This window comes from Aeromonas sp. 603757, assembly GCF_049171255.1.
In the GTDB taxonomy this organism is placed as follows: domain Bacteria; phylum Pseudomonadota; class Gammaproteobacteria; order Enterobacterales; family Aeromonadaceae; genus Aeromonas; species Aeromonas veronii_A.
Genome location: NZ_JAAKOE010000006.1, coordinates 1 through 20837 on the forward strand (window position 1 = coordinate 1; position 20837 = coordinate 20837).

Consider the following 20837-nt stretch of genomic DNA (forward strand, 5'->3'; position numbering starts at 1 on the left):
TGGTGCGCCCGAGAGGATTCGAACCTCTGACCACCTGGTTCGTAGCCAGGTACTCTATCCAGCTGAGCTACGGGCGCAAATGGCGGAGAAGGGGGGATTCGAACCCCCGATGCGGGTATAAGCCGCATACTCCCTTAGCAGGGGAGCGCCTTCAGCCTCTCGGCCACCTCTCCGTTTGCGGGGCTGATAATACTTCACAGGGATTTTTAGTCAAACACTTTTTTGGAGAAAAAAGTGCGTTCGCTCAGCATTTGGTCAAAGCGTGGAATATTCAAACAATATCGGCACTTATCCCGCAGTTTCGCGCCCTGCAGGGCAATTTCAGGGGGCCGGAAAAACAAAAGGCGACACATGAGGTGTCGCCTTGTCACAGCCATGAAAGTGGCTTAGAAGCCCGGTTGGCCCGGAACTTTCTCGGCCTGGATGCGCTGGTAGATCTCTTCGCGGTGTACGGAGACCTCTTTCGGCGCGTTAACACCGATACGGACCTGGTTGCCTTTAACGCCCAGTACGGTGACAGTTACTTCATCACCAATCATCAGGGTTTCCCCAACACGACGAGTCAAAATAAGCATTCGCTTGCTCCTGTATCCTGTTTTGTTTTTATATCGATATGCGACATTATCTAACAAAGATACCGATATGGTAAATGGTTGAAACTAAATCAATCAGAGATTGTTAGCCCAAGGGCTGCTCTTGCGGTGCCTGATCCAACCCGAAAGCCGCGTGCAGGGCTCGCACCGCCAACTCCAGATACTTCTCGTCAATCACCACAGAGATTTTGATTTCAGAGGTCGAGATCAACTGCATGTTGATCCCCTCCTCGCCCAATACCTTGAACATGGTGCGCGCAACACCGGGATGGTTCCACATGCCGACACCGACAATGGAAACCTTGGCAATTTCGCCATTTCCCTGCACGCAGGAGGCGCCAAGTTCGGTGGCGGTCTCCTCCAGCAGTGCCCGGGCGCGGCGATAGTCGTCACGATTCACCGTGAAGGTGAAGTCGGCGGTGCCATCTCCCAGGGTGTTCTGCACAATCATGTCGACATCAATGTTGGCGTCGCTGATCGGATTCAGGATCTGCGCGGCAACGGTTGGTCTGTCCGGCACGCCCAGAATGGTCAGGCTGGCCTCGTTGCGGTTAAAAGCGATCCCGGATACCAGGGGAGCTTCCATCCTATCACCTCCATATGTGATTAAGGTTCCCTCTCCATCGATAAAGCTCGACAGCACCCGCAGCGGGACGCGGTACTTGCCCGCAAACTCCACCGAGCGGATCTGCAGCACCTTGGCGCCGAGACTGGCCATCTCCAGCATCTCCTCGAAGGTGATGGTATCGAGACGGCGCGCCTTGGGCTCGATGCGCGGATCCGTGGTATAGACCCCATCCACATCGGTAAAGATCTGGCACTCATCGGCCTTGATGGCCGCCGCCACGGCAACCGCCGTGGTATCCGAACCGCCGCGGCCTAGGGTCGTGATAGCGTTATGCTCGTCACGGCCCTGGAAACCGGCGATCACCACCACCTTGCCCGCAGCCAGTTCGGCATGAACCAGCTCGGTGTCGATGTGGGTGATGCGCGCCTTGCCATAGGCGGAATCGGTATGAATCCGCACCTGATCACCGGTCATCGAGACTGCCGGGCAACCGCGTTTGTTCAACGCGATGGCCAGCAGCGCTATGGTGACCTGCTCACCGGTGGAGACCAGCACATCCATCTCGCGCCGGTTGGCATCAGGATCCAGCTGCTGGGCCATGCCCAGCAACCGGTTGGTTTCGCCCGACATGGCGGAGACAACCACCACCACGTCGTGTCCCTGGGCGCGGGTCTGCTCGACCCGCTCAGCTACCGCCTCGATCCGCTCCAGTGTGCCGACCGAGGTGCCGCCGTACTTCTGTACATAGAGTGCCACAGATCACCTCGCCCGATTACAGGCGCTCTTCCAGCCAGGAGTGAACGGATTGCAGCGCTGCCGGCACCGCCTCAGGCTGGGTACCACCCGCCTGTGCCATGTCCGGACGGCCACCGCCCTTGCCACCCACCTGCTGGGCCACCAAATTGACCAGCTCACCGGCCTTGACCTTGCCGGTCAGGTCATTGGTGACACCCGCGATCAGATTGACCTTGCCGTCGGCACAGGTCGCCAGCAATACGACACCGGACTTCATCTGGTTCTTAAGCTCGTCCAGCATGCCGCGCAGAGATTTCGGATCGGCCCCTTCCAGCGCTGCAACCAGCACCTTCTGACCGTTGATCTCGATCACCTGACCCAGCAGGTCGTTACCGGCCTGAGCGGCCAGCTTGGCCTTGAGCTGCTCCAGCTCGCGCTCCATCATCTTGGCCTTGTCCAGCATCTGGCGAACCTTGTCGGCGATGCAGAACTGGTCGCCTTTCACCAGGGCAGCAGCCTCTTCGATCTGCTCGCCAACCTGGTGCATGAAGTCGATGGCCGCTTTGCCGGTCACCGCTTCGATACGGCGCACGCCAGCAGCAATACCGCTCTCGGCGATGATCTTGAAGAAGCCGATATCACCGGTACGCTTGGCGTGAGTACCGCCGCACAGCTCGGTGGAGTAGTCGCCCATGCGCACCACGCGCACGTCGTCTTCATATTTTTCACCAAACAGAGCCATGGCACCGGCGGACTTGGCCGCTTCCAGATCCATCAGCTGGGTGGTGATTTCGTGGTTGGCGCGGATCTGGTTGTTGACCAGCTCCTCGACCCGGCGAATGGTCGCCATGGTCAGCCCCTCGAAGTGGGAGAAGTCGAAACGCATGCGCTCGGCTCCAACCAGAGAACCTTTCTGGGTGACGTGCTCGCCCAGAGCCTGACGCAGAGCTGCGTGCAGCAGGTGAGTCACGGAGTGGTTCAGGGCGATGGCCTGACGACGGTCAGCGTCTACCACGGCCTCAACCTCGGCCCCTTTCTCCAGGGTGCCCAACTCCATATAACCCTTGTGGATGATCGCCTTGCCCGCTTTCAGGGTATCAGTCACGGCAAAGATGCCGTCGTCCACTTTCAGGGTACCGCTGTCGCCAATCTGGCCGCCGGACTCGGCGTAGAAAGGGGTCTCTTCCAGCACGATGACAGCTTCGTCACCGGCGATGAGACCGCTCACCTCTTCCACACCCTTGTAGATACCGACCACGCGGGTACGCTCGGTCAGGGTCTTGTAACCGGTGAAGGGGGTCTCGAAGTCGAGCTTGAGCATCTCGTTGTAGTTCACGCCGAAGCTGGAGGCTTCCTTGGCACGAGCACGCTGCTTCTCCATCTCGGCCTTGAAGCCCTCTTCGTCGATGCCGATCTCGCGCTCGCGCACCACGTCGGCAGTCAGGTCGGCCGGGAAGCCGTAAGTGTCGTAGAGCTTGAAGACCACTTCGCCCGGAATAACCTTGGCATCGCCCAGGTTGGCCAGAGCATCTTCCAGCAGCAGCAGACCGCGATCCAGCGTGCGGACGAACTGCTCCTCTTCGATGCGCAGCACTCGCTCGACCAGCGGCAGCTGGGCGATCAGCTCGGCAGCGACGTCTTTCATCTGCACCGCCAGCTCGGCAGCCAGTTTGTAGAAGAAGACATCGGTAGCGCCCAGCTTGCGACCGTGACGCACGGCGCGGCGGATGATGCGACGCAACACATAGCCACGACCTTCGTTGGACGGCATCACGCCATCTGCCACTAGGAAGGCGCAGGAGCGGATGTGGTCAGCGATGACGCGCAGGGACTGGTTGCTCAGATCGGTGGTGCCGACAATCTCGGCCGCTTTCTTGATCAGCGCCTGGAAGATGTCGATTTCATAGTTGGAGTGGACACCCTGCATGATGGCGGAGATACGCTCCAGACCCATGCCGGTATCCACGGACGGACGGGGCAGCGGCTCCATGGTGCCGTCAGCCTGACGGTTGAACTGCATGAACACCACGTTCCAGATCTCGATGAAACGGTCGCCATCCTCTTCCGGTGAGCCGGGACGGCCACCCCAGATGTGATCGCCGTGGTCGTAGAAGATCTCGGTGCAGGGACCGCACGGACCGGTATCGCCCATCGCCCAGAAGTTGTCGGAAGCGTACGGTGCCCCCTTGTTGTCACCGATGCGTACGATGCGATCGGCCGGCACACCGACCTCTTTTTCCCAGATGTCGAAAGCTTCATCGTCAGTCGCGTAGACGGTCACCAGCAGGCGCTCTTTCGGCAGCTGCAGCACCTCGGTCAGGAAACCCCATGCAAACTTGATGGCATCCTGTTTGAAGTAGTCGCCGAAGCTGAAGTTGCCCAGCATTTCGAAGAAGGTGTGGTGACGAGCGGTATAGCCGACGTTTTCCAGATCGTTGTGCTTACCACCGGCACGCACGCAACGCTGGGAAGTCGTCGCGCGATTGTAGGCACGCTTGTCTGCGCCAAGGAACACGTCCTTGAACTGGTTCATACCCGCGTTGGTAAACAACAGGGTCGGGTCGTTATGCGGTACCAGCGAGCTGGAGGAGACAACCTGGTGCCCCTGGGAACGGAAATACTCGAGAAACGCAGCGCGAATCTCTGACGTGGACATATACATGGAAAATCCTGCTTGATTCGAATACGGACTTTTAACCGCATTAATGTAAGTTTTCTGCGGGGTAAAGTAAAACGGACAGGGCCGCCACGGGCGAAAAAGCGCACATAAACGGGCCAGAAAAGAGCGCCACTGCTCACAGTGGCTTTTTTCACTGTCGAGAGGCAAAAAAGCAGCGCATAAAGAGAGATGAGATGAACAAAAGGCTGCTTTTTCGGGATTGTGCGCGCAAGCTACTGAGCCGGCAGGAAAAACATACAAAAAGGAGAGCTGAAACGACTGTTGCCACGCAGTGGCGTTACTCTTCCCGCTCCTGCAGGGCAGAGATAGCGTAATGTGCCTGATCCTGGGTAAAGCCGCGCCCCAGCAGATATTTGAGCCACTTCATTCGCAGCTTGAAATCGGCCAGATCGGCCACCCGGGCGCGCCGTTCGAGCAGGGCAAACGCCAGTTCGAACCAGTCCAGCTCCGGCTGATCGAATGCGGCATCAATCTGCATATCGTCGAGCCCCTTGCGGCGCAGATCGAAACGGATCTTGATGGGGCCATGGCCCTTGGCGGCACCGGCCCGTACAGCCATACCGCCGTAACGTTCGTCATTGACCCAGTTGTAACCGCGGCAGTAGTCGACCACCGCCTCGATCACCTCTTCATTGAAGCCCTGCTGGCGCAGCCGGTTGGCCAGCTCTGACTCGGCACTCTCGCGACGGGCCAGACTGCGCATGGCATAAGCACGGGCAGCGGCCAGCTGCTCGGCAAAGGTCGGTTCGGCAGGCTCGACCGGTTCGGTAACGGATTCATCAACCATCATAAATAACAAGGCCGGGTATCTACCCGGCCTTCCTTTGTTCCTTATTCGAACTCTTGTTCGCTTTCGGCATCGAACTCGTCTGCCTCAACCGGTGCAGCCTTGTCATCGACTGGCACGGCACCGGAGAGCAGCAGCTCGCGCAGACGAGCCTCCACTTCACCAGCCATCACCTTGTTCTCGGCGAACAGCTTCATCACGTTGGCCTTGCCCTGACCGATCTTCTCGCCGTTGTAGCTGTACCAGGCGCCGGCCTTGTCGATCAGCTTGTGCTTGACACCGAGATCCACCAGCTCGCCCTCTTTGGAGATACCGGCACCGTAGAAGATCTGGAATTCAGCCTGCTTGAAGGGCGGGGCCACCTTGTTCTTGACCACTTTGACGCGGGTCTCGTTACCGACCACTTCGTCGCCTTCCTTGATGGCGCCGATACGACGGATATCCAGACGCACGGAGGCGTAGAACTTGAGCGCGTTACCACCTGTGGTGGTCTCCGGGCTACCGAACATGACGCCGATCTTCATCCGGATCTGGTTGATGAAGATGCACAGGCAGTTGGCGTTCTTGATGTTGGCGGTCAGTTTGCGCAGCGCCTGGGACATCAGACGGGCCTGCAGACCAACGTGGGAGTCACCCATCTCCCCTTCGATTTCCGCTTTCGGGGTCAGGGCCGCCACGGAGTCGACGATGATAACGTCAACCGCATTGGAGCGAACCAGCATGTCGCAGATCTCCAGCGCCTGTTCACCGGTATCCGGCTGAGAGATGAGCAAGTCGTCGACGTTGACGCCCAGCTTGGCAGCATAGATAGGGTCGAGGGCGTGTTCCGCATCGACGAAGGCACAGGTTTTGCCCTTCTTCTGGGCTTCCGCGATCACCTGCAGGGTGAGTGTGGTTTTACCGGAAGATTCCGGGCCGTAGATTTCGACGATACGGCCACACGGCAGACCGCCAATGCCCAGCGCCACGTCCAGCGAGAGGGAACCGGTGGAGATGGCTTCGATATCCATGGTCTTGCTGTCGCCCAGACGCATGATGGAACCTTTGCCGAACTGCTTTTCAATCTGACCCAGCGCAGCCGCCAGTGCCTTCTGTTTGTTCTGATCCATGCCAATCTCCGCTGGAAATCGTGAGTAAGAAGTGAAGTTGGGCTAAGTATACTGTCTATTCATACAGTATCAAGCCCAATTTATCTGAGCAGGGCCAACAGACCCGACAAGGCCTGTCTCACCGCCTGCTGGCGCACCTGTCGGCGATCCCCGTCGAAGCGGGCGAGCAGGGAGTGGTGACGACCGTTGCGGTCGGCCCAGGCGAACCAGACGGTGCCGACCGGCTTGCCCTCGGTGGCGCCGCCGGGGCCGGCGATGCCGCTGATAGCAACGCTGATGGAGGCAGACGAGTGAGCCAGCGCGCCGCGGGCCATCTCCAGCACCACAGCCTCGCTCACTGCACCGTGCTGATCCAGGCTCTCGCTGCTCACCCCCAACATCTGCTGCTTGGCCTCGTTGGTGTAGGTGACAAAACCACGATCGAACCAGCCGGAGCTACCTGCGATGTCGGTAATAGCCGTAGCCACCCCGCCGCCGGTACAGGATTCGGCGGTCGCAGCCAGCCAGCCCCGCTGACCGAGGGCCCGTCCCAGCTCGATGGCAAGGTGCTCTATCTCTGCATCCAGTTTCATCACGACTCCTTCTGATCCGCTCAAGAGGCACATTATGCGATCCCGCTAGCGCCGCCCGCAACCACGGCAGACCGCCCTTGCCTGCCGCAATGTGAGGTGCCGCACCGGCGTCATGCCTTCAATAGCGCAGAGCAGCTGCGCCCGGAACACCCGCTCCCCCGCCGCGGCGCTTATGTGTAGAATGGCGTCATCAAGCTCAAGGCTCATCACCGCAGACACTGGCCCGCAGAGGCCCCTTCTGGAACAGAACATGACCGCACAACACCAAGCCAGCGGCGCCACAAGCTCCGCTCCCGGCGCCAATCTGAGCGCCCACACGCCCATGATGCAGCAGTACCTTGGCCTCAAGGCCGAGAACCCGGAGATCCTGCTGTTCTACCGGATGGGCGACTTCTACGAGCTGTTCTATGACGATGCCCGCAAGGCCTCCCAACTGCTCGATATCTCCCTGACCAAACGTGGCCAGTCGGCGGGCAGCCCCATCCCGATGGCGGGGGTGCCCTATCACGCCATCGAGGGTTATCTGGCCAAGCTGGTACAGCTCGGCGAGTCGGCCGCCATCTGCGAACAGGTGGGGGATCCCGCCACCAGCAAGGGGCCGGTGGAACGCAAGGTTATTCGCATCATCACCCCGGGGACCGTCTCCGACGAGGCTTTGCTCAGCGAGCGACAGGACAACCTGATCGCCGCCGTCTATCACGATGGCCGCCGCTTCGGCTATGGCACCATGGACATCGGCTCCGGCCGCTTCTTCATCAACCAGTTCGAGAAAGAAGAGACCCTGCTGGCTGAGCTGCAGCGCACCAATCCGGCCGAGCTGCTCTACCCGGAATCCTTCGAGTTCCTGCACCATATCGAGGGTCGCCGCGGCCTGCGTCGTCGCCCGGAGTGGGAGTTTGAGCTGGGCACCGCACGCAAGCTGCTCTGCCAGCAGTTCGGCACCCAGGATCTGGTGGGATTTGGCGTCGACAAAAGCGAGACCGCCCTGTGCGCCGCTGGCTGCCTGATGCAGTACGTCAAGGATACCCAGCGCACCGCCCTGCCCCACATCCGCAACGTACGCCTTGAACAGCCGGATCATGCGGTCATCATGGATGCCGCCACCCGCCGCAATCTGGAGCTGACCCAGAATCTGGCCGGTGGCTATGAAAATACCCTGGCCGAGGTGCTGGATCGCACCGCCACTCCCATGGGCAGCCGGCTGCTCAAGCGCTGGATCCACCAGCCGATCCGCGATCGGGTGATCCTGAAAGGTCGCCAGAGCACCATCCATACGCTTATCGAGCAGAACCTCTACGACGAGCTGGGCGGTCTGCTTCGCCAAGTCGGCGATGTAGAACGGGTACTGGCCCGTCTCGCCCTGCGCTCGGCCCGCCCGCGCGACCTCACCCGGCTGCGGCAGGCTTTTGCCCAGCTGCCCGAGCTACAGCGCCTGCTGGCGGACAACGAACACGAAGCGGTGCAACAGCTGGCCGAGCGGGCCAGCACCTTCCCCGAGCTGCTCGACCTGCTGGAACGCGCGGTGATGGAGGTGCCGCCGGTGCTGATCCGCGATGGCGGTGTTATCCGTGACGGCTTCAATCAGGAGCTGGACGAGCTGCGGGATCTTGCCAACGGCGCTACCGCCAGCCTCGCCCGCATCGAGGAGCGGGAGAAGCTGCTGACCGGCATCAACACCCTCAAGGTGGGTTACAACAAGGTGCACGGCTTCTATATCGAGGTGAGCCGCGCCAACAGCCATCTGGTGCCGGCCCACTACATCCGCCGCCAGACCCTCAAGAACAACGAACGCTACATCATCGATGAGCTGAAGAAGTACGAGGACAAGGTGCTCACCGCCCAGTCCCAGGCGCTGGCGCTGGAGAAACGGCTCTACGAAGAGCTGCTCGATACTCTGCTGCCCCACCTCGGCGATCTGCAGGATTCCGCCGCCGCACTGGCGGAGCTGGACGTGCTGGCCAATCTGGCCGAGCGGGCCGAGACCCTCGACTATCGCTGCCCGACCCTCATCGACGAAGATCAGATCATCATCGAGGCGGGCCGCCATCCGGTGGTTGAGCAGGTGATGACAGATCCCTTTATCGCCAACCCTATCCGGCTGGAGCGGGAGCGGCGGATGCTGATCATCACAGGCCCCAACATGGGCGGTAAATCGACCTATATGCGCCAGACCGCGCTCATCGTGCTGCTGGCTCATATCGGTGCCTTCGTGCCCGCCGACAACGCCCGCATCGGCCCCATCGACCGCATCTTCACCCGCATCGGAGCGTCGGATGATCTGGCATCGGGAAGATCCACCTTTATGGTGGAGATGACCGAGACCGCCAATATCCTCAACAACGCCACCGCCCGCAGTCTGGTGCTGATGGACGAGATTGGCCGCGGCACCAGCACCTACGACGGCCTCTCGCTGGCGTGGGCCTGTGCCGAACAGCTGGCGAGCAAGATTGGCGCCTACACCCTGTTTGCCACCCACTACTTCGAGCTGACCCGCTTGCCGGAGCTGATGAGCGGGCTGGCCAACGTCCATCTCGATGCGGTGGAACACGGCGACACCATCGCCTTTATGCACGCGGTGCAGGAAGGCGCGGCCAGCCGCTCCTACGGTCTGCAAGTGGCAGCGTTGGCCGGGGTGCCGAAATCGGTGATCCAGCAGGCCCGTCACAAACTGCATGAGCTGGAGAGCGCCACCCCGGTCGCCGCCGGTGAAAGCCGCCCGGCTCCGGTGACCCTCGCCCCGCAGCCTCATCCGGTGGTGGAAGAGCTGGAAGCGCTGCGCCCGGACGAGCTCACCCCGCGCCAGGCACTGGACCTGCTCTATCGCCTCAAGCAGATGCTGTGAACAACCGCTGCGGCTCAGGTATGAAACAACTGGCCTGACGCTGTCATCATCAACAAAAGAGCCGCCCATCGGGCGGCTCTTTGCATCGTCTTTTTATAGAACCGTCAATCTATACTGGGCGCTGCCGCGATATGGGTCGCCTCTGACTGGTGGTCACCCTCCTTGATCCAGGCATCCAGCAAGGTATAAGCCACAGCCAGCACCACGGGGCCGATAAACAGACCGATGATCCCCATCGCCAGCAGGCCGCCGATAACCCCCACCAGAATGAGAATGAGGGGCAGATTGGCACCGCGTTTGATCAGGAAGGGACGCAGGAAGTTGTCCATTGTGCCGGCGATCAGCGACCAGACCAGCAGGAAGGTGCCCCAGGTAGTATCACCGCTCCAGTAGAGATAACCGACACAGGAGATCAGCACCGGAAAGGGACCTATCTGGGCGACGATGAGCAGGAACATTACCACCACCAGAACCATGGTGTAGGGGATGCCAGCGATCCACAGCCCCACCCCGGCCACCGAGGATTGCACCAGCGCAGTAACCACCACCCCCATGGCCACGGCGCGGATCGCCTGGGAAGCCAGCACGGTCGCATTGTCACCGCGATCCCCGGCCAGCCGGTGGGCAAAGCGGCGAATGCCGGTCGCCACCACTTCACCGGAGTGATAGAGCAGACCACAGATACCGACCGTCAGCAGGAAGTGGACCAGCAGCATGCCCAGATTACCGGCCTGAGCAGCCAGCCAGCGCGCCGTCTGGCCGAAGTAGGGCGCCAGTTTGGCAAACAGCACCTGACCACCGCTCGCCAGAATTTGCTGCCAGAAGTCATAGAGCTTGCCGCCCACCAGCGGGATCTGCTGCAACCAGAGCAGCTCGGGCGGAGGCGACTGGCTGATATTGGTCCCCAGTTCGATCAGCATGGGGGCTTTCTCCGCCACATTGGCCAGTGTCATAAAGAGCGGAATGACAAACATCAGCAATAGCACCAGGCTCATAAAGAGAGCGGCCAGCGCACGCTTGCCCCACAGCAACCGCTGCACCATCAACATCAGTGGCCAGGTAGCGATGGTGATCATGGTGGCCCACACCAGTGCGGGCAGGAAGGGGCGCAGCACCATAAAGCAGGAGATGATCAGGAGGCTGAGAAACAGCACCCCCAAGGTTATCTTGGCCAAATCCACTTTTTTCATATTCATAGAGTTCCCCTTGCAGGGCGTCCGCCCCTGGGTCGTGAGTCTTGTTTCAAGAGAGAGAGTATCCACCAGAGGCCGACGCTCAACCAGAGCCCCAGCCCGAAAAAGAGCACAAACTGTCCGAGCAGTATGATCAACGAGCTACTGGTTAGCAGCGGCAACAGCCACAGGCCGGCACCGATCAGCAAGCCGCCCGCCAGCACGACGCCCCCTGTAAGCAGCGGGGGATAACCAGCACGAACGAGGGCAGCCTTTCCCCCGAGCCAGAGGCCCAGCGCTACCAGCCCGATACCGGTCAGATGGGCCGATTGGGTCAGCCCCCCGAGCGCCAGCGCCGCGGCAATCAGCAGCAACCAGCCTGCCCCACCCCCATCGGTACGCCAGCAGGGACAAGCAGCCAGCAGTATGGCGCCCATCAGCAGCCCCGCCGCTACGTCAGAGATAAAGTGCACCCCGAGCCAGACCCGCGCCAGACCTGTGGTCAGCGCCAGCAGCAGCGCCAGCGAATAGGCCAGCCCGCGCCGGGCAGGCCAGAGCCAGCCAAGCAGCGCCCCCCAGAACAGCAAGGCCGAGGCGGTATGGCCGCTCGGCATGCCAAAGCCTTGGGCACTCTGGGTTGCCAGTTCAGGTTGCAGATGGAAGGGGCGCGGCCAGCCGATCCCCTCCTTGCTTGCCTGCACCAGCAAGCCGAGCCAGAGCATGGCGAACAGCAGCTGGCGCAGTCGCGGCCACCCCAGCAGCGGGAGCAGCAAAGGTATCAGGGCAAGCTGAAAGCCGCCTGAACCAAACAGATTGCTGACCGACAGCCACCAGACATCGGGCCCCAGCCACTGTTGCAGGCTCAGCATCAGCGGGATCTCGACCTGATGCAGCGCATTGCCCTGCGCCACGAAATCGGCCTGCCAGTGCACCTCGCTCCCGGGCACCTTATCCAGTCGGGATTGCAGCCAGTCGAGCTGATCCGGAAAGCGACGCTGCTCGCGGGGAAGCTGGTCGATGGCGATCAGCCGGGCGTTAAGGATCTCTCCCCCCAGATTGGGGGCCTTCAGCAGCGAGACAAAATCGGAATCTTGCTGGGCGACGATAGGCTCCAGCGTGCGGCAGGCGAAGATAAGCGCCCGCTGCCAGCGGCCCAACTCCTGCACCACCTCCCCCCGCAAGCCGGTTTCTTCATAGAGTTCGCGCAGCGCCGCCTGCTGCGGGCTCTCGCCGCCATCTATATAGCCACCGCTCAGGCTGTAGCGGGAGGAGATGCGATCCTGCACCAGCAGCAGTTGATCCTGATGGCGGATGGCGCAGGCTGCTGCCGTCGGTGCCGCCGGTTCGGCGCTCAGGGCTGGCAGAGCGGCAAACAGCGCCAGCAAGAGTAAAAAGAGGGTTCTCGACATCAATTTGCTTTCCCTATGCACAATGGCGACAAGCCTCCCAGAAATCAGATAGTTGGGCAACGGTAGCGGCCGGATCGCCACCGTTCCCGCCGCGCTGGCGGTGCACGGAAGATTGCGATGAAGCAGGGCACTCCCTACTATTGGCGGCTATCTTCAATTTCATGCAGCAAACGCTGGAGCCCTCCATGAGACAGTTCGGCTTTTTCCTCGGCATCGCCATCGGTGTCATCCTGATCCTGTTCGGCAGCATCGTTATCTTTCAGGCCCTGCCTGCGGCACTGGACGTACTGGAGATGCCAAGCCGCATCCCGTTCGTGCGCGAGGTCTACACCTGGCTGATGACCAGCGCCAACGGCCTGACCGCCCAGCTGGAGCAGAACTTCCTGGAAGCGTTCCAGACCGTGCTCAAGCTGATCCTGCTCATCACCTTCATGTGGGTCTGCGTCAAGCTGGTCAACATGGGGGTGCTGATTATCCGCGCCGGGGTTGACCTCATCCGTACCGCCATCGCCCACAGCGAAAGGCAGAACGACCGCAATAAACCGGACTCTCGCGATCACTTCTGAGTTGCCGAGTTGCCGCCCCCAGAGAGGGGCGGCAGCATTATATGTACCCTATGACCCCATTCCCCGCCCCGGTGATACCCTATAAACCAGCGCCATTCCCTTGTTAATCAGCAAACTGCCCATATGTTGCATCACCTTGACATGGTTTGCGCCCCGCGCGGCGGCTGCCCGGTTTCTATCCCGACCCCGTGCTCTGGTATAATCGACCACCTCTTTTCCCCGTTATGGAGCCTGTTCATGCCCAATCATGCAGAAAGTGCCCTTGAGGTTCGTCTCGACAAGTGGTTGTGGGCAGCCCGTTTCTACAAGACCCGCTCCATTGCGCGGGATCAGATAGACGGGGGCAAGGTGCACTACAATGGTCAGCGCAGCAAACCGGGCAAACAGGTGGAAGTGGGTGCATTGATCCGCTTCTGGCAGGGGCAGGACGAACGCGAAGTGCGGGTGCTGGCCTTGAGCGAGCAGCGCAAATCGGCCCCGCTGGCCCAGCAGCTCTATGAAGAGACCGCCGAGAGCCAGAAAAAACGGGCCGAGAACAGCGAGGCGCGCCGCTTCAACAGCCAGTTTGCCCCCAGCCCCGAGCGCCGCCCCGACAAGCAGGAGCGACGCCAGTTGCTCAAGGTCAAACAGTACTGACCGACCCCGATTTGATACCGGGCTGGCATCAACCCCAGCCCGCCCGATTTACCTCACCGAAAAGCCAGGAATACATGATGAGCAACCAAGATCTGCTGTATCGCTATCTGTTTGAAGAGTACGAAGTGCGTGGCGAGCTGGTCCAGCTGGATCACACCTACCGCCACGTAGTGGAAGCCCAGAACTACCCGGTGCAGGTGCAAAAACTGCTGGGCGAGCTGCTGGTCGCCACCAGCCTGCTGACCGCCACCCTCAAGTTTGAAGGCTCCATCACAGTGCAACTGCAGGGCGATGGCCCGGTGCGTCTGGCCGTGATCAACGGTGACAACAACCAGCAGCTGCGCGGCGTGGCCCGCTATGAAGGCGAGCTGCCGAGCGATGGCAAGCTGCAGAGCCTGATTGGCAACGGCCAGCTGATCATCACCATCACCCCGGAGCAGGGCGAGCGCTATCAGGGCATCATCGCGCTGGATGCCGACACCCTGGCGGGCTGCCTGGAGCACTACTTTGCCCGCTCCGAACAGCTGGCCACCAAGCTGTGGATCCGCACCGGCTACCACGAAGGTGCGCCGCGCGCTGCCGGCATCATGCTGCAGGAGCTGCCCGCCCAGAGCGAGGATCACAGCAACGACTTCGATCACCTGACCCAGCTCACCAGCACCATCAAGGATGAAGAGCTGTTCGGCCTGCAGGCAGAAGAGATCCTCTACCGTCTCTACCATCAGGACAAGGTGCGGGTGTTCGATCCGCAGGCGGTCGAGTTCCGCTGCACCTGCTCCCGCGAGCGCTGCGAAGGGGCCCTGTTGCAGATAGAAAAGGAAGAGGTCATGGAGATGGTGCAGGAGCTCGGCAAGATCGACATGCACTGTGATTATTGCGGCGCCCAGTACCAATTTAATGGGATCGATGTCGAAACCCTGTTCAGCAGGGCTCCCGGCAATGATGCAAACCAGTTACACTAATTAAAGGCGGGCAAAACCCGCCTTTAACTTTAATAACAAAAAAATACCCTATTTTATAAAGTTTGATGGCGATCGCTAAACTCTACCACCTAAGTGATAGGATGACCGTCAGATAGAACCCTACCAACCTCTGAACCCAGGAGAATACAATGACAATCGTGGCAGAACCCACCCTGGCCCAACAATTAGGACTGGACCAGTACGGCATCAAAAACAGCCAAGAAATCGTTCGCAACCCCTCTTACGAGCAGCTTTTCGCCGAAGAGACACGCCCTGACCTGGAAGGGTTCGAGCGCGGTGTGGTGACCGAGCTGGGCGCAGTCAACGTCAACACCGGTATCTTCACCGGTCGCTCCCCGAAAGATAAATATATCGTCAAAGATGCCACTACCCAGGATACTGTATGGTGGTCTGACCAGGGTAAAAACGATAACAAAGCGATTACCCCGGAAGTGTGGTCACATCTGAAAGGGCTGGTCACCAAACAGCTCTCCGGCAAGCGCCTGTTTGTAGTCGACGGTTTCTGCGGTGCCAACCCGGATACCCGCCTGGCCGTGCGCATCATCACCGAGGTGGCCTGGCAGGCACACTTCGTGAAAAACATGTTCATCCGCCCGAGTGATGAAGAGCTGAAAACCTTCAAGCCTGACTTCGTGGTGATGAACGGTGCCAAGTGCACCAACCCGAACTGGAAGGAGCAGGGTCTCAACTCCGAGAACTTTGTTGCCTTCAACATGACCGAGAAGATGCAGCTCATCGGTGGCACCTGGTACGGTGGCGAGATGAAGAAGGGCATGTTCTCCATGATGAACTACTTCCTGCCCCTGCGCGGCATTGCCTCCATGCACTGCTCCGCCAACGTGGGTCAGGACGGCGACGTGGCCATCTTCTTCGGCCTCTCCGGCACCGGCAAGACCACCCTCTCCACCGATCCCAAGCGTCAGCTGATCGGCGATGACGAGCACGGCTGGGATGACCACGGCGTGTTCAACTTCGAAGGTGGCTGCTACGCCAAGACCATCAAGCTCTCCGAAGAGGCCGAGCCGGATATCTACCACGCCATCCGCCGCGATGCGCTGCTGGAGAACGTGACCGTTGCTGCCGATGGCACCATCGACTTCGATGATGGCTCCAAGACCGAGAACACCCGCGTCTCCTACCCCATCTATCACATCGACAACATCGTCAAGCCGGTCTCCAAGGCAGGTCACGCCACCAAGGTGATCTTCCTGACTGCCGACGCCTTCGGTGTGCTGCCTCCGGTCTCCAAGCTGACCAAGGAGCAGACCAAGTACCACTTCCTCTCTGGCTTCACCGCCAAACTGGCCGGTACCGAGCGCGGCATCACAGAGCCGACCCCGACCTTCTCCTCCTGCTTCGGCGCAGCCTTCCTCTCCCTGCATCCGACCAAGTACGGCCAGGAGCTGGTGAAACGGATGGAAGCGGCAGGTGCAGAAGCCTATCTGGTCAACACCGGCTGGAATGGCACCGGCAAGCGCATCTCCATCAAGGATACCCGCGCCATCATCGACGCCATCCTGGATGGCTCCATCGAGAAGGCCGAGACCAAGGTGCTGCCGATCTTCAATCTGGAGATCCCGACCGCGCTGCACGATGTGAACCCGGCGATCCTCGACCCGCGCGACACTTACGCCAACAAGGCCGAGTGGGATGCCAAGGCCGTCGATCTGGCAGGGCGTTTCATCAAGAACTTCGAGCGCTTCACCGACAATGAAGAGGGCAAGCGTCTGGTTGCGGCAGGCCCGCAGCTGTAACAGGCTCGCTTCGTATCAGTGACATCATGCCGGTCAGCCACGCTGACCGGCATTTTTGTTTTTGTGGAGCCCCGAACGCCGCCAACCACGCAGCAACAGCCCCCTAAACCTTGCCTTGCCAGCCCTGACGGGGTAGATTCAGCCAAACTTTATACAATATACAATTTTGTAACGCCCAATCGTGACCCGACCATGACCCCACCCTACAAGACCCGAACCCAGATGGTGATGGAAAACCTCCGTGGCCGGATCCTCCGTGGGGAGTTCCCCGCCGGCGCCCCCTTGCGTCAGGACGCCATTGCCAAAGAGCTGGCGGTGAGCCGCATTCCGGTGCGCGAAGCCCTGATGCAGCTGGAAGCGCAGGGGCTGGTGAAGTTCGAAGCCCATCGCGGCGCCGTGGTCACCATGCTGGACGCCTCGGCCATCGAAGAGCTCTTTTATTTGCGAGCGCTGCTGGAAGCCGATACCCTGTTTCACGCCGTCGACAAGATGACGGAAGCCACCTTCGCGCAAGCGGAGGCGATCCTCGCCCAGTTTGATCACGCCCTGGAGTCAGGCACCCAGATCGAACATTGGGCCGAGTTGAACCACAGCTTTCACGCCACCCTCTATCAGGCAGCCGGTCGCCCCCAGGCACTTGAACTGATCGCCCAGATCAATCTGAGCTGTGACCGCTATGTCCGCTTCGAGCTGCTCTTTGCCAGCGACGGGGTGGACAAGGCGGAGCGTGAACACGCCCAATTGCTGGAACTGTGCCGCGCCCGGCGCAAGCACGAGGCGGTGGTGCTGCTCAGGCAGCATATCGAAGCGGCAGGTCAGTCGATCAAGCGGATCCTGGCCAGCGGCCATAAAAACTGAACACTCATATAGCAACCATCTGGCACTAACGACATGAATAATTTCGAGATAATTGAAACCCGCGTCGCCCAAGTCAGGGCCGAGCTGGCCATGCAGGAGTTGGACGCCTTTATCGTCCCCCACGATGATGAGCACCTCGGCGAGTACATCCCCGCCTATGCCGAGCGGCTTGACTGGATCACCGGTTTCAACGGCTCTGCCGGGGTCGCCATCATCATGGCACAGCGGGCAGCCCTCTTTGTCGATGGTCGCTATACGGTGCAGGCGCGGATGCAAACCCCCGCCGAACTGTTCGAATTCCTCCACCTCATTGAAAATCCCCATGTCCAGTGGCTGGCCGAGCAACTGCCGTCAGGCTCCCGGGTTGGCTTCGATGCCCGCCTGCACAGCCTGACCTGGTACAAGCATGCCAAGGCCGTGCTGGCCGATCGCGGTATCGAGCTGATCCGCGTCGAGCAGAACCCCATCGACCTGAACTGGAGCGATCGCCCGGAGCCGACCAAGAGCCCGGTCATCCTCTACAGCGAGGAACTGGCGGGCCAGTCCAGCCAGTCCAAACGTGAACAGCTGGCCAGCGATCTGCGCAAACGCGGGCTGGATGCGGTGCTGCTGACCCAGGCCGAGCCCATCAACTGGCTGCTCAACCTGCGCGGCCGCGACATCGACCGGCTGCCGGTGGTGCTGGGCTTTGCGGTGCTCTACGCCAACACCAGCATGGATTTCTTCGTCGATACCGACAAGATTGACTGCTTCGCCTTCACCCAGCACGTGGGACAGGATGTCTCCGTCTACCCCATCGACAAGCTGGGCGACGTGTTGCAGCGCATCGGTGAAGATCAGCAGAAGGTGCTGGCCGATCCGGACAGCGCCAACGCCTGGACCCAGCTCGTCATGGAGGAGGCGGGCGCCATTCTGGTGGCAGGGCAAGACCCCACCATGCTGCCGAAAGCGTGCAAGAACGAGATCGAGCTGACCGGCATGCGTGCAGCCCATTTGCGCGATGGCGTGGCCATGACCCGCTTCCTCGCCTGGCTGGATCGGCTGATCGCCTCCGGCGAGTTCGAGGGGGTGGATGAAGGCACTCTGGCCGATCAGGTGGAAGCGTTCCGCCGCGAGCAGGAGCACTACGTCGAGCCGAGCTTCGATACCATCTCCGCGCTCGGCCCCAACGCCGCCATGTGCCACTACCACCACACCAACGGCACCCCGCGCGCGTTTGGCCAGGACAGCCTCTATCTGCTGGACTCCGGCGCCCAGTATATGGATGGCACCACCGACATCACCCGCACCATCAAGGTGGGTGAGGTGAGCGACGAGCAGAAAGCGATGTTTACCCGGGTGCTGCAGGGTCATATCGCGCTGGATCAGGCCCGCTTCCCGCGCGGCACCGCCGGTATCCAGCTCGACGTGCTGGCCCGCATGCCACTGTGGCAGGCCGGTTACAACTACGACCACGGCACCGGTCACGGCGTCGGCCACTTCCTGAGTGTCCACGAAGGGCCCCAGCGCATCGCGCCGAAAGGGAGCATGGTCGCCCTGCAACCGGGCATGGTGCTCTCCAACGAGCCGGGCTACTACCGCGAAGATGGCTTCGGCATCCGCTGCGAAAACCTGGTAGTGGTGACCGAGCTGGAACAGGTTGGCGAGCTGCCGATGCTCGGCTTCGAGCGCCTGACATACGTGCCGTTCGATACCCGCCTGATCGATCGCAGCCTGCTGAGCCCGGCCGAATTCCGCTGGATCAACGAATACCACGTCGAGGTGTTCCGCCGCCTGAGCCCGCTGCTCGAGGGCGAGGATCTCGCCTGGCTGGAGCAGGCAACCAGCCTCATCTGATGACACAGGGCCTGCGGGCCCTGTTTTTTATCCCCCCCTTTTGACCTGTATCAACACCCCAAGCGAGCAGGTCAGGACAATGGCGGCCATGAAAAGTCATCATGCCAGCCCAGCCCGGGGCTCACACGCCGCAGCCAGCAAAAAGGCGAGTGACCATCCCAGACTCATGCGCGAGCAGCAGACGGTCAGCGCCATGATCCGCCTCTACTGCCAGCACCATCATCAGGATCCCCATTGCCGCCACTGTCGCCAGTTGCGGGATTTCGCCCATCAGCGCCTTCGTCGCTGCCGTTATGGCCACGGCCACAAACCCACCTGCGCCAACTGCAATATCCACTGCTACGCCCCGGCGATGCGCAAACAGATCCAGCAGGTGATGAAGTGGAGCGGCCCGCGCATGTTGCTGCGCCACCCCTGGCTCACCCTCCGCCACCTGCTCGACGGCTTGCGCAAGGCCCCCAAACTGCCCCAGAGCCTCCCGCTGCCGCCATAACCGCCAATCCCTTGCATCCGGCAGGGGATGACCACTACCCTATGACTCCTTTTCTGCCGTTGGCCCCAAGGTCAGCGGCGTTGCCGATCCGTTTGCTGCCGATGGAGTCCTGATGCACCACAACCCGCCCCTGCTACGCACCGCCACCCACAATGACATGCACGCCATCTGGCAGATCGATGCCAAAGTGTTTGGTGAAGATGTCTATCCCGCCTTCTTCTTCCGTCAGGCGATGGATTTATGGCCCGAGTTGTTGCTGGTGGCCGAATACGAGGGGCAACTGGTGGGTTATGTGCTGGGTGGCTTTGGTCAGGAGCGGTCGCAAGGCTGGGTGCTCTCGCTGGCGGTGCTGCCCGAGGCGCGCGGTTTCGGCCTCGCGGAGCGGATGATGCGCCAGATGGAGGCCAACCAGCAGGCGCTGCAGATAAGCGAACTGCGGCTCACGGTCGATCCGGCCAATCCGGCCCAGCGCCTCTACTACCGTCTTGGCTATCAACTAGTTGAAGAGGTCGCCGACTACTTCGGCCCCGGCGAGGATCGGCTTGTGCTGGTTAAAACCCTCTCCGGTACAGCTGCGATTCAAGGATAAAACCGGTTACAGAACGCATAATTGGTTACATTTTGCCGATTTCATGTCCCGCTTGCTTGGAGTAAAGTTCAATTCATCAAACTGATTGTTTGAATTCTATTCAGCCTTGGAGGCCCATCATGTTGAAACGTATGACCCTTATTGCCCTGCTGGCCGCCACTACCGTCACCGGTTGCGCCAACAGCGATGTCTACTCTGGCGATGTCTACACCAAAGACCGTGCCAAGCAGGTACAAACCGTCAGCTATGGCACCATCATCTCCACCCGCCCGGTGAAGATCCAGGCTGATGAAAACTCCCTGATTGGCACTATTGGCGGTGCCGTGGTCGGCGGCCTGCTGGGCAGCACCATAGGCGGCGGCACCGGCCGTGATATCGCCACAGCTGGTGGCGCCATTGCCGGCGCGGCAGCCGGCAAGGCCGCTGGCGACAAACTCAACCAGGTCGACGGAGTCGAGCTGGAGATCAAGAAAGAGAACGGCGAAGCCATCGTGGTGGTACAAAAAGCCAGCCCCACCTTCGTGCCGGGCGCGCGGGTACGCATGACCCAGGGCAATGGCAGCATCAACGTGGCCGTCGTGAATTAAGCGTGTGAACCAAGGTTTCGCCACCCTCGAGCCATAAAAAAACCGCCGGTTCCGGCGGTTTTTTGTTG

General features: G+C 60.6%; 18 protein-coding genes and 2 tRNA genes. 10 read left to right on the forward strand and 10 right to left on the reverse strand.

Annotation, left to right across the window (positions count from 1 at the left end; genetic code table 11):
• From G5332_RS07405 to pncC, 8 genes are all read right to left on the reverse strand, one after another.
• A tRNA-Arg gene (locus tag G5332_RS07405) sits at nucleotides 1-77 on the reverse strand.
• Between the two features lie 3 nt (nucleotides 78-80).
• Nucleotides 81-173, reverse strand: a tRNA-Ser gene (locus tag G5332_RS07410).
• Nucleotides 174-386: 213 nt separating this feature from the next.
• Nucleotides 387-575: a carbon storage regulator CsrA gene (gene csrA, locus G5332_RS07415; RefSeq protein ID WP_005336053.1), complete on the reverse strand. Its 189-nt coding sequence runs from the start codon at nucleotides 573-575 to the stop codon at nucleotides 387-389.
• A 103-nt stretch (nucleotides 576-678) separates the two neighbouring features.
• On the reverse strand, nucleotides 679-1917 hold the full coding sequence (locus G5332_RS07420; protein ID WP_005336054.1) for an aspartate kinase: 1239 nt from the start codon (nucleotides 1915-1917) through the stop codon (nucleotides 679-681).
• Nucleotides 1918-1933: 16 nt separating this feature from the next.
• Nucleotides 1934-4558, reverse strand: coding sequence for an alanine--tRNA ligase (alaS, locus tag G5332_RS07425; protein ID WP_040068996.1), 2625 nt, complete (start codon nucleotides 4556-4558; stop codon nucleotides 1934-1936).
• Between the two features lie 295 nt (nucleotides 4559-4853).
• Nucleotides 4854-5363 carry a regulatory protein RecX gene (locus G5332_RS07430; RefSeq protein WP_201910943.1) on the reverse strand — a complete coding sequence of 170 codons (510 nt, stop codon included), beginning with the start codon at nucleotides 5361-5363 and terminating at the stop codon, nucleotides 4854-4856.
• A gap of 44 nt (nucleotides 5364-5407) precedes the next feature.
• Nucleotides 5408-6472, reverse strand: a complete 1065-nt coding sequence (recA, locus tag G5332_RS07435; protein ID WP_005348744.1) for a recombinase RecA — start codon at nucleotides 6470-6472, stop codon at nucleotides 5408-5410.
• An 80-nt stretch (nucleotides 6473-6552) separates the two neighbouring features.
• On the reverse strand, nucleotides 6553-7044 hold the full coding sequence (pncC, locus tag G5332_RS07440) for a nicotinamide-nucleotide amidase (protein WP_064338870.1): 492 nt from the start codon (nucleotides 7042-7044) through the stop codon (nucleotides 6553-6555).
• A gap of 250 nt (nucleotides 7045-7294) precedes the next feature.
• Between pncC and mutS the strand changes: the two genes are divergently transcribed.
• Nucleotides 7295-9886, forward strand: a complete 2592-nt coding sequence (gene mutS / locus G5332_RS07445; protein ID WP_421172710.1) for a DNA mismatch repair protein MutS — start codon at nucleotides 7295-7297, stop codon at nucleotides 9884-9886.
• Nucleotides 9887-9990: 104 nt separating this feature from the next.
• Here mutS and ydiK read toward each other — a convergent pair whose 3' ends face one another.
• Nucleotides 9991-11082, reverse strand: a complete 1092-nt coding sequence (gene ydiK / locus G5332_RS07450) for an AI-2E family transporter YdiK (protein ID WP_216952793.1) — start codon at nucleotides 11080-11082, stop codon at nucleotides 9991-9993.
• Entirely contained in the window at nucleotides 11079-12467 is a 1389-nt protein-coding gene (locus G5332_RS07455; RefSeq protein WP_421311202.1) for a bifunctional NUDIX hydrolase/phosphatase PAP2 family protein, read from the reverse strand. Before G5332_RS07455 ends, ydiK begins: the two co-directional genes overlap by 4 nt.
• Before the next feature lie 185 nt (nucleotides 12468-12652).
• Here G5332_RS07455 and G5332_RS07460 point away from each other — a divergent pair, with 185 nt between their 5' ends.
• The 9 genes from G5332_RS07460 to G5332_RS07500 all read left to right on the forward strand — a co-directional run bounded on the left by G5332_RS07460 (nucleotide 12653) and on the right by G5332_RS07500 (nucleotide 20769).
• Nucleotides 12653-13033 carry a hypothetical protein gene (locus tag G5332_RS07460; RefSeq protein WP_421249471.1) on the forward strand — a complete coding sequence of 127 codons (381 nt, stop codon included), beginning with the start codon at nucleotides 12653-12655 and terminating at the stop codon, nucleotides 13031-13033.
• 237 nt (nucleotides 13034-13270) lie between these two features.
• On the forward strand, nucleotides 13271-13669 hold the full coding sequence (gene hslR, locus G5332_RS07465; protein WP_270819384.1) for a ribosome-associated heat shock protein Hsp15: 399 nt from the start codon (nucleotides 13271-13273) through the stop codon (nucleotides 13667-13669).
• Nucleotides 13670-13746: 77 nt separating this feature from the next.
• Nucleotides 13747-14631, forward strand: coding sequence for an Hsp33 family molecular chaperone HslO (gene hslO / locus G5332_RS07470; RefSeq protein ID WP_005340140.1), 885 nt, complete (start codon nucleotides 13747-13749; stop codon nucleotides 14629-14631).
• A 149-nt stretch (nucleotides 14632-14780) separates the two neighbouring features.
• Complete coding sequence (pckA, locus tag G5332_RS07475) at nucleotides 14781-16406, forward strand: phosphoenolpyruvate carboxykinase (ATP) (protein WP_139405192.1); 1626 nt, start codon at nucleotides 14781-14783, stop codon at nucleotides 16404-16406.
• A gap of 192 nt (nucleotides 16407-16598) precedes the next feature.
• The gene (locus G5332_RS07480) at nucleotides 16599-17264 is read left to right on the forward strand and encodes a GntR family transcriptional regulator (protein WP_005340138.1); all 666 of its coding nucleotides are present in this window, start codon (nucleotides 16599-16601) and stop codon (nucleotides 17262-17264) included.
• A gap of 33 nt (nucleotides 17265-17297) precedes the next feature.
• Entirely contained in the window at nucleotides 17298-19100 is a 1803-nt protein-coding gene (locus G5332_RS07485; protein WP_421311203.1) for an aminopeptidase P family protein, read from the forward strand.
• An 88-nt stretch (nucleotides 19101-19188) separates the two neighbouring features.
• A complete protein-coding gene (locus G5332_RS07490) occupies nucleotides 19189-19593 on the forward strand; it encodes a nitrous oxide-stimulated promoter family protein (RefSeq protein ID WP_421249469.1) in 405 nt (134 codons plus the stop codon).
• Between the two features lie 112 nt (nucleotides 19594-19705).
• On the forward strand, nucleotides 19706-20182 hold the full coding sequence (locus G5332_RS07495) for a GNAT family N-acetyltransferase (RefSeq protein WP_139405189.1): 477 nt from the start codon (nucleotides 19706-19708) through the stop codon (nucleotides 20180-20182).
• 119 nt (nucleotides 20183-20301) lie between these two features.
• Nucleotides 20302-20769: a glycine zipper 2TM domain-containing protein gene (locus G5332_RS07500; protein ID WP_421249468.1), complete on the forward strand. Its 468-nt coding sequence runs from the start codon at nucleotides 20302-20304 to the stop codon at nucleotides 20767-20769.
• Nucleotides 20770-20837: the final 68 nt, after the last annotated feature.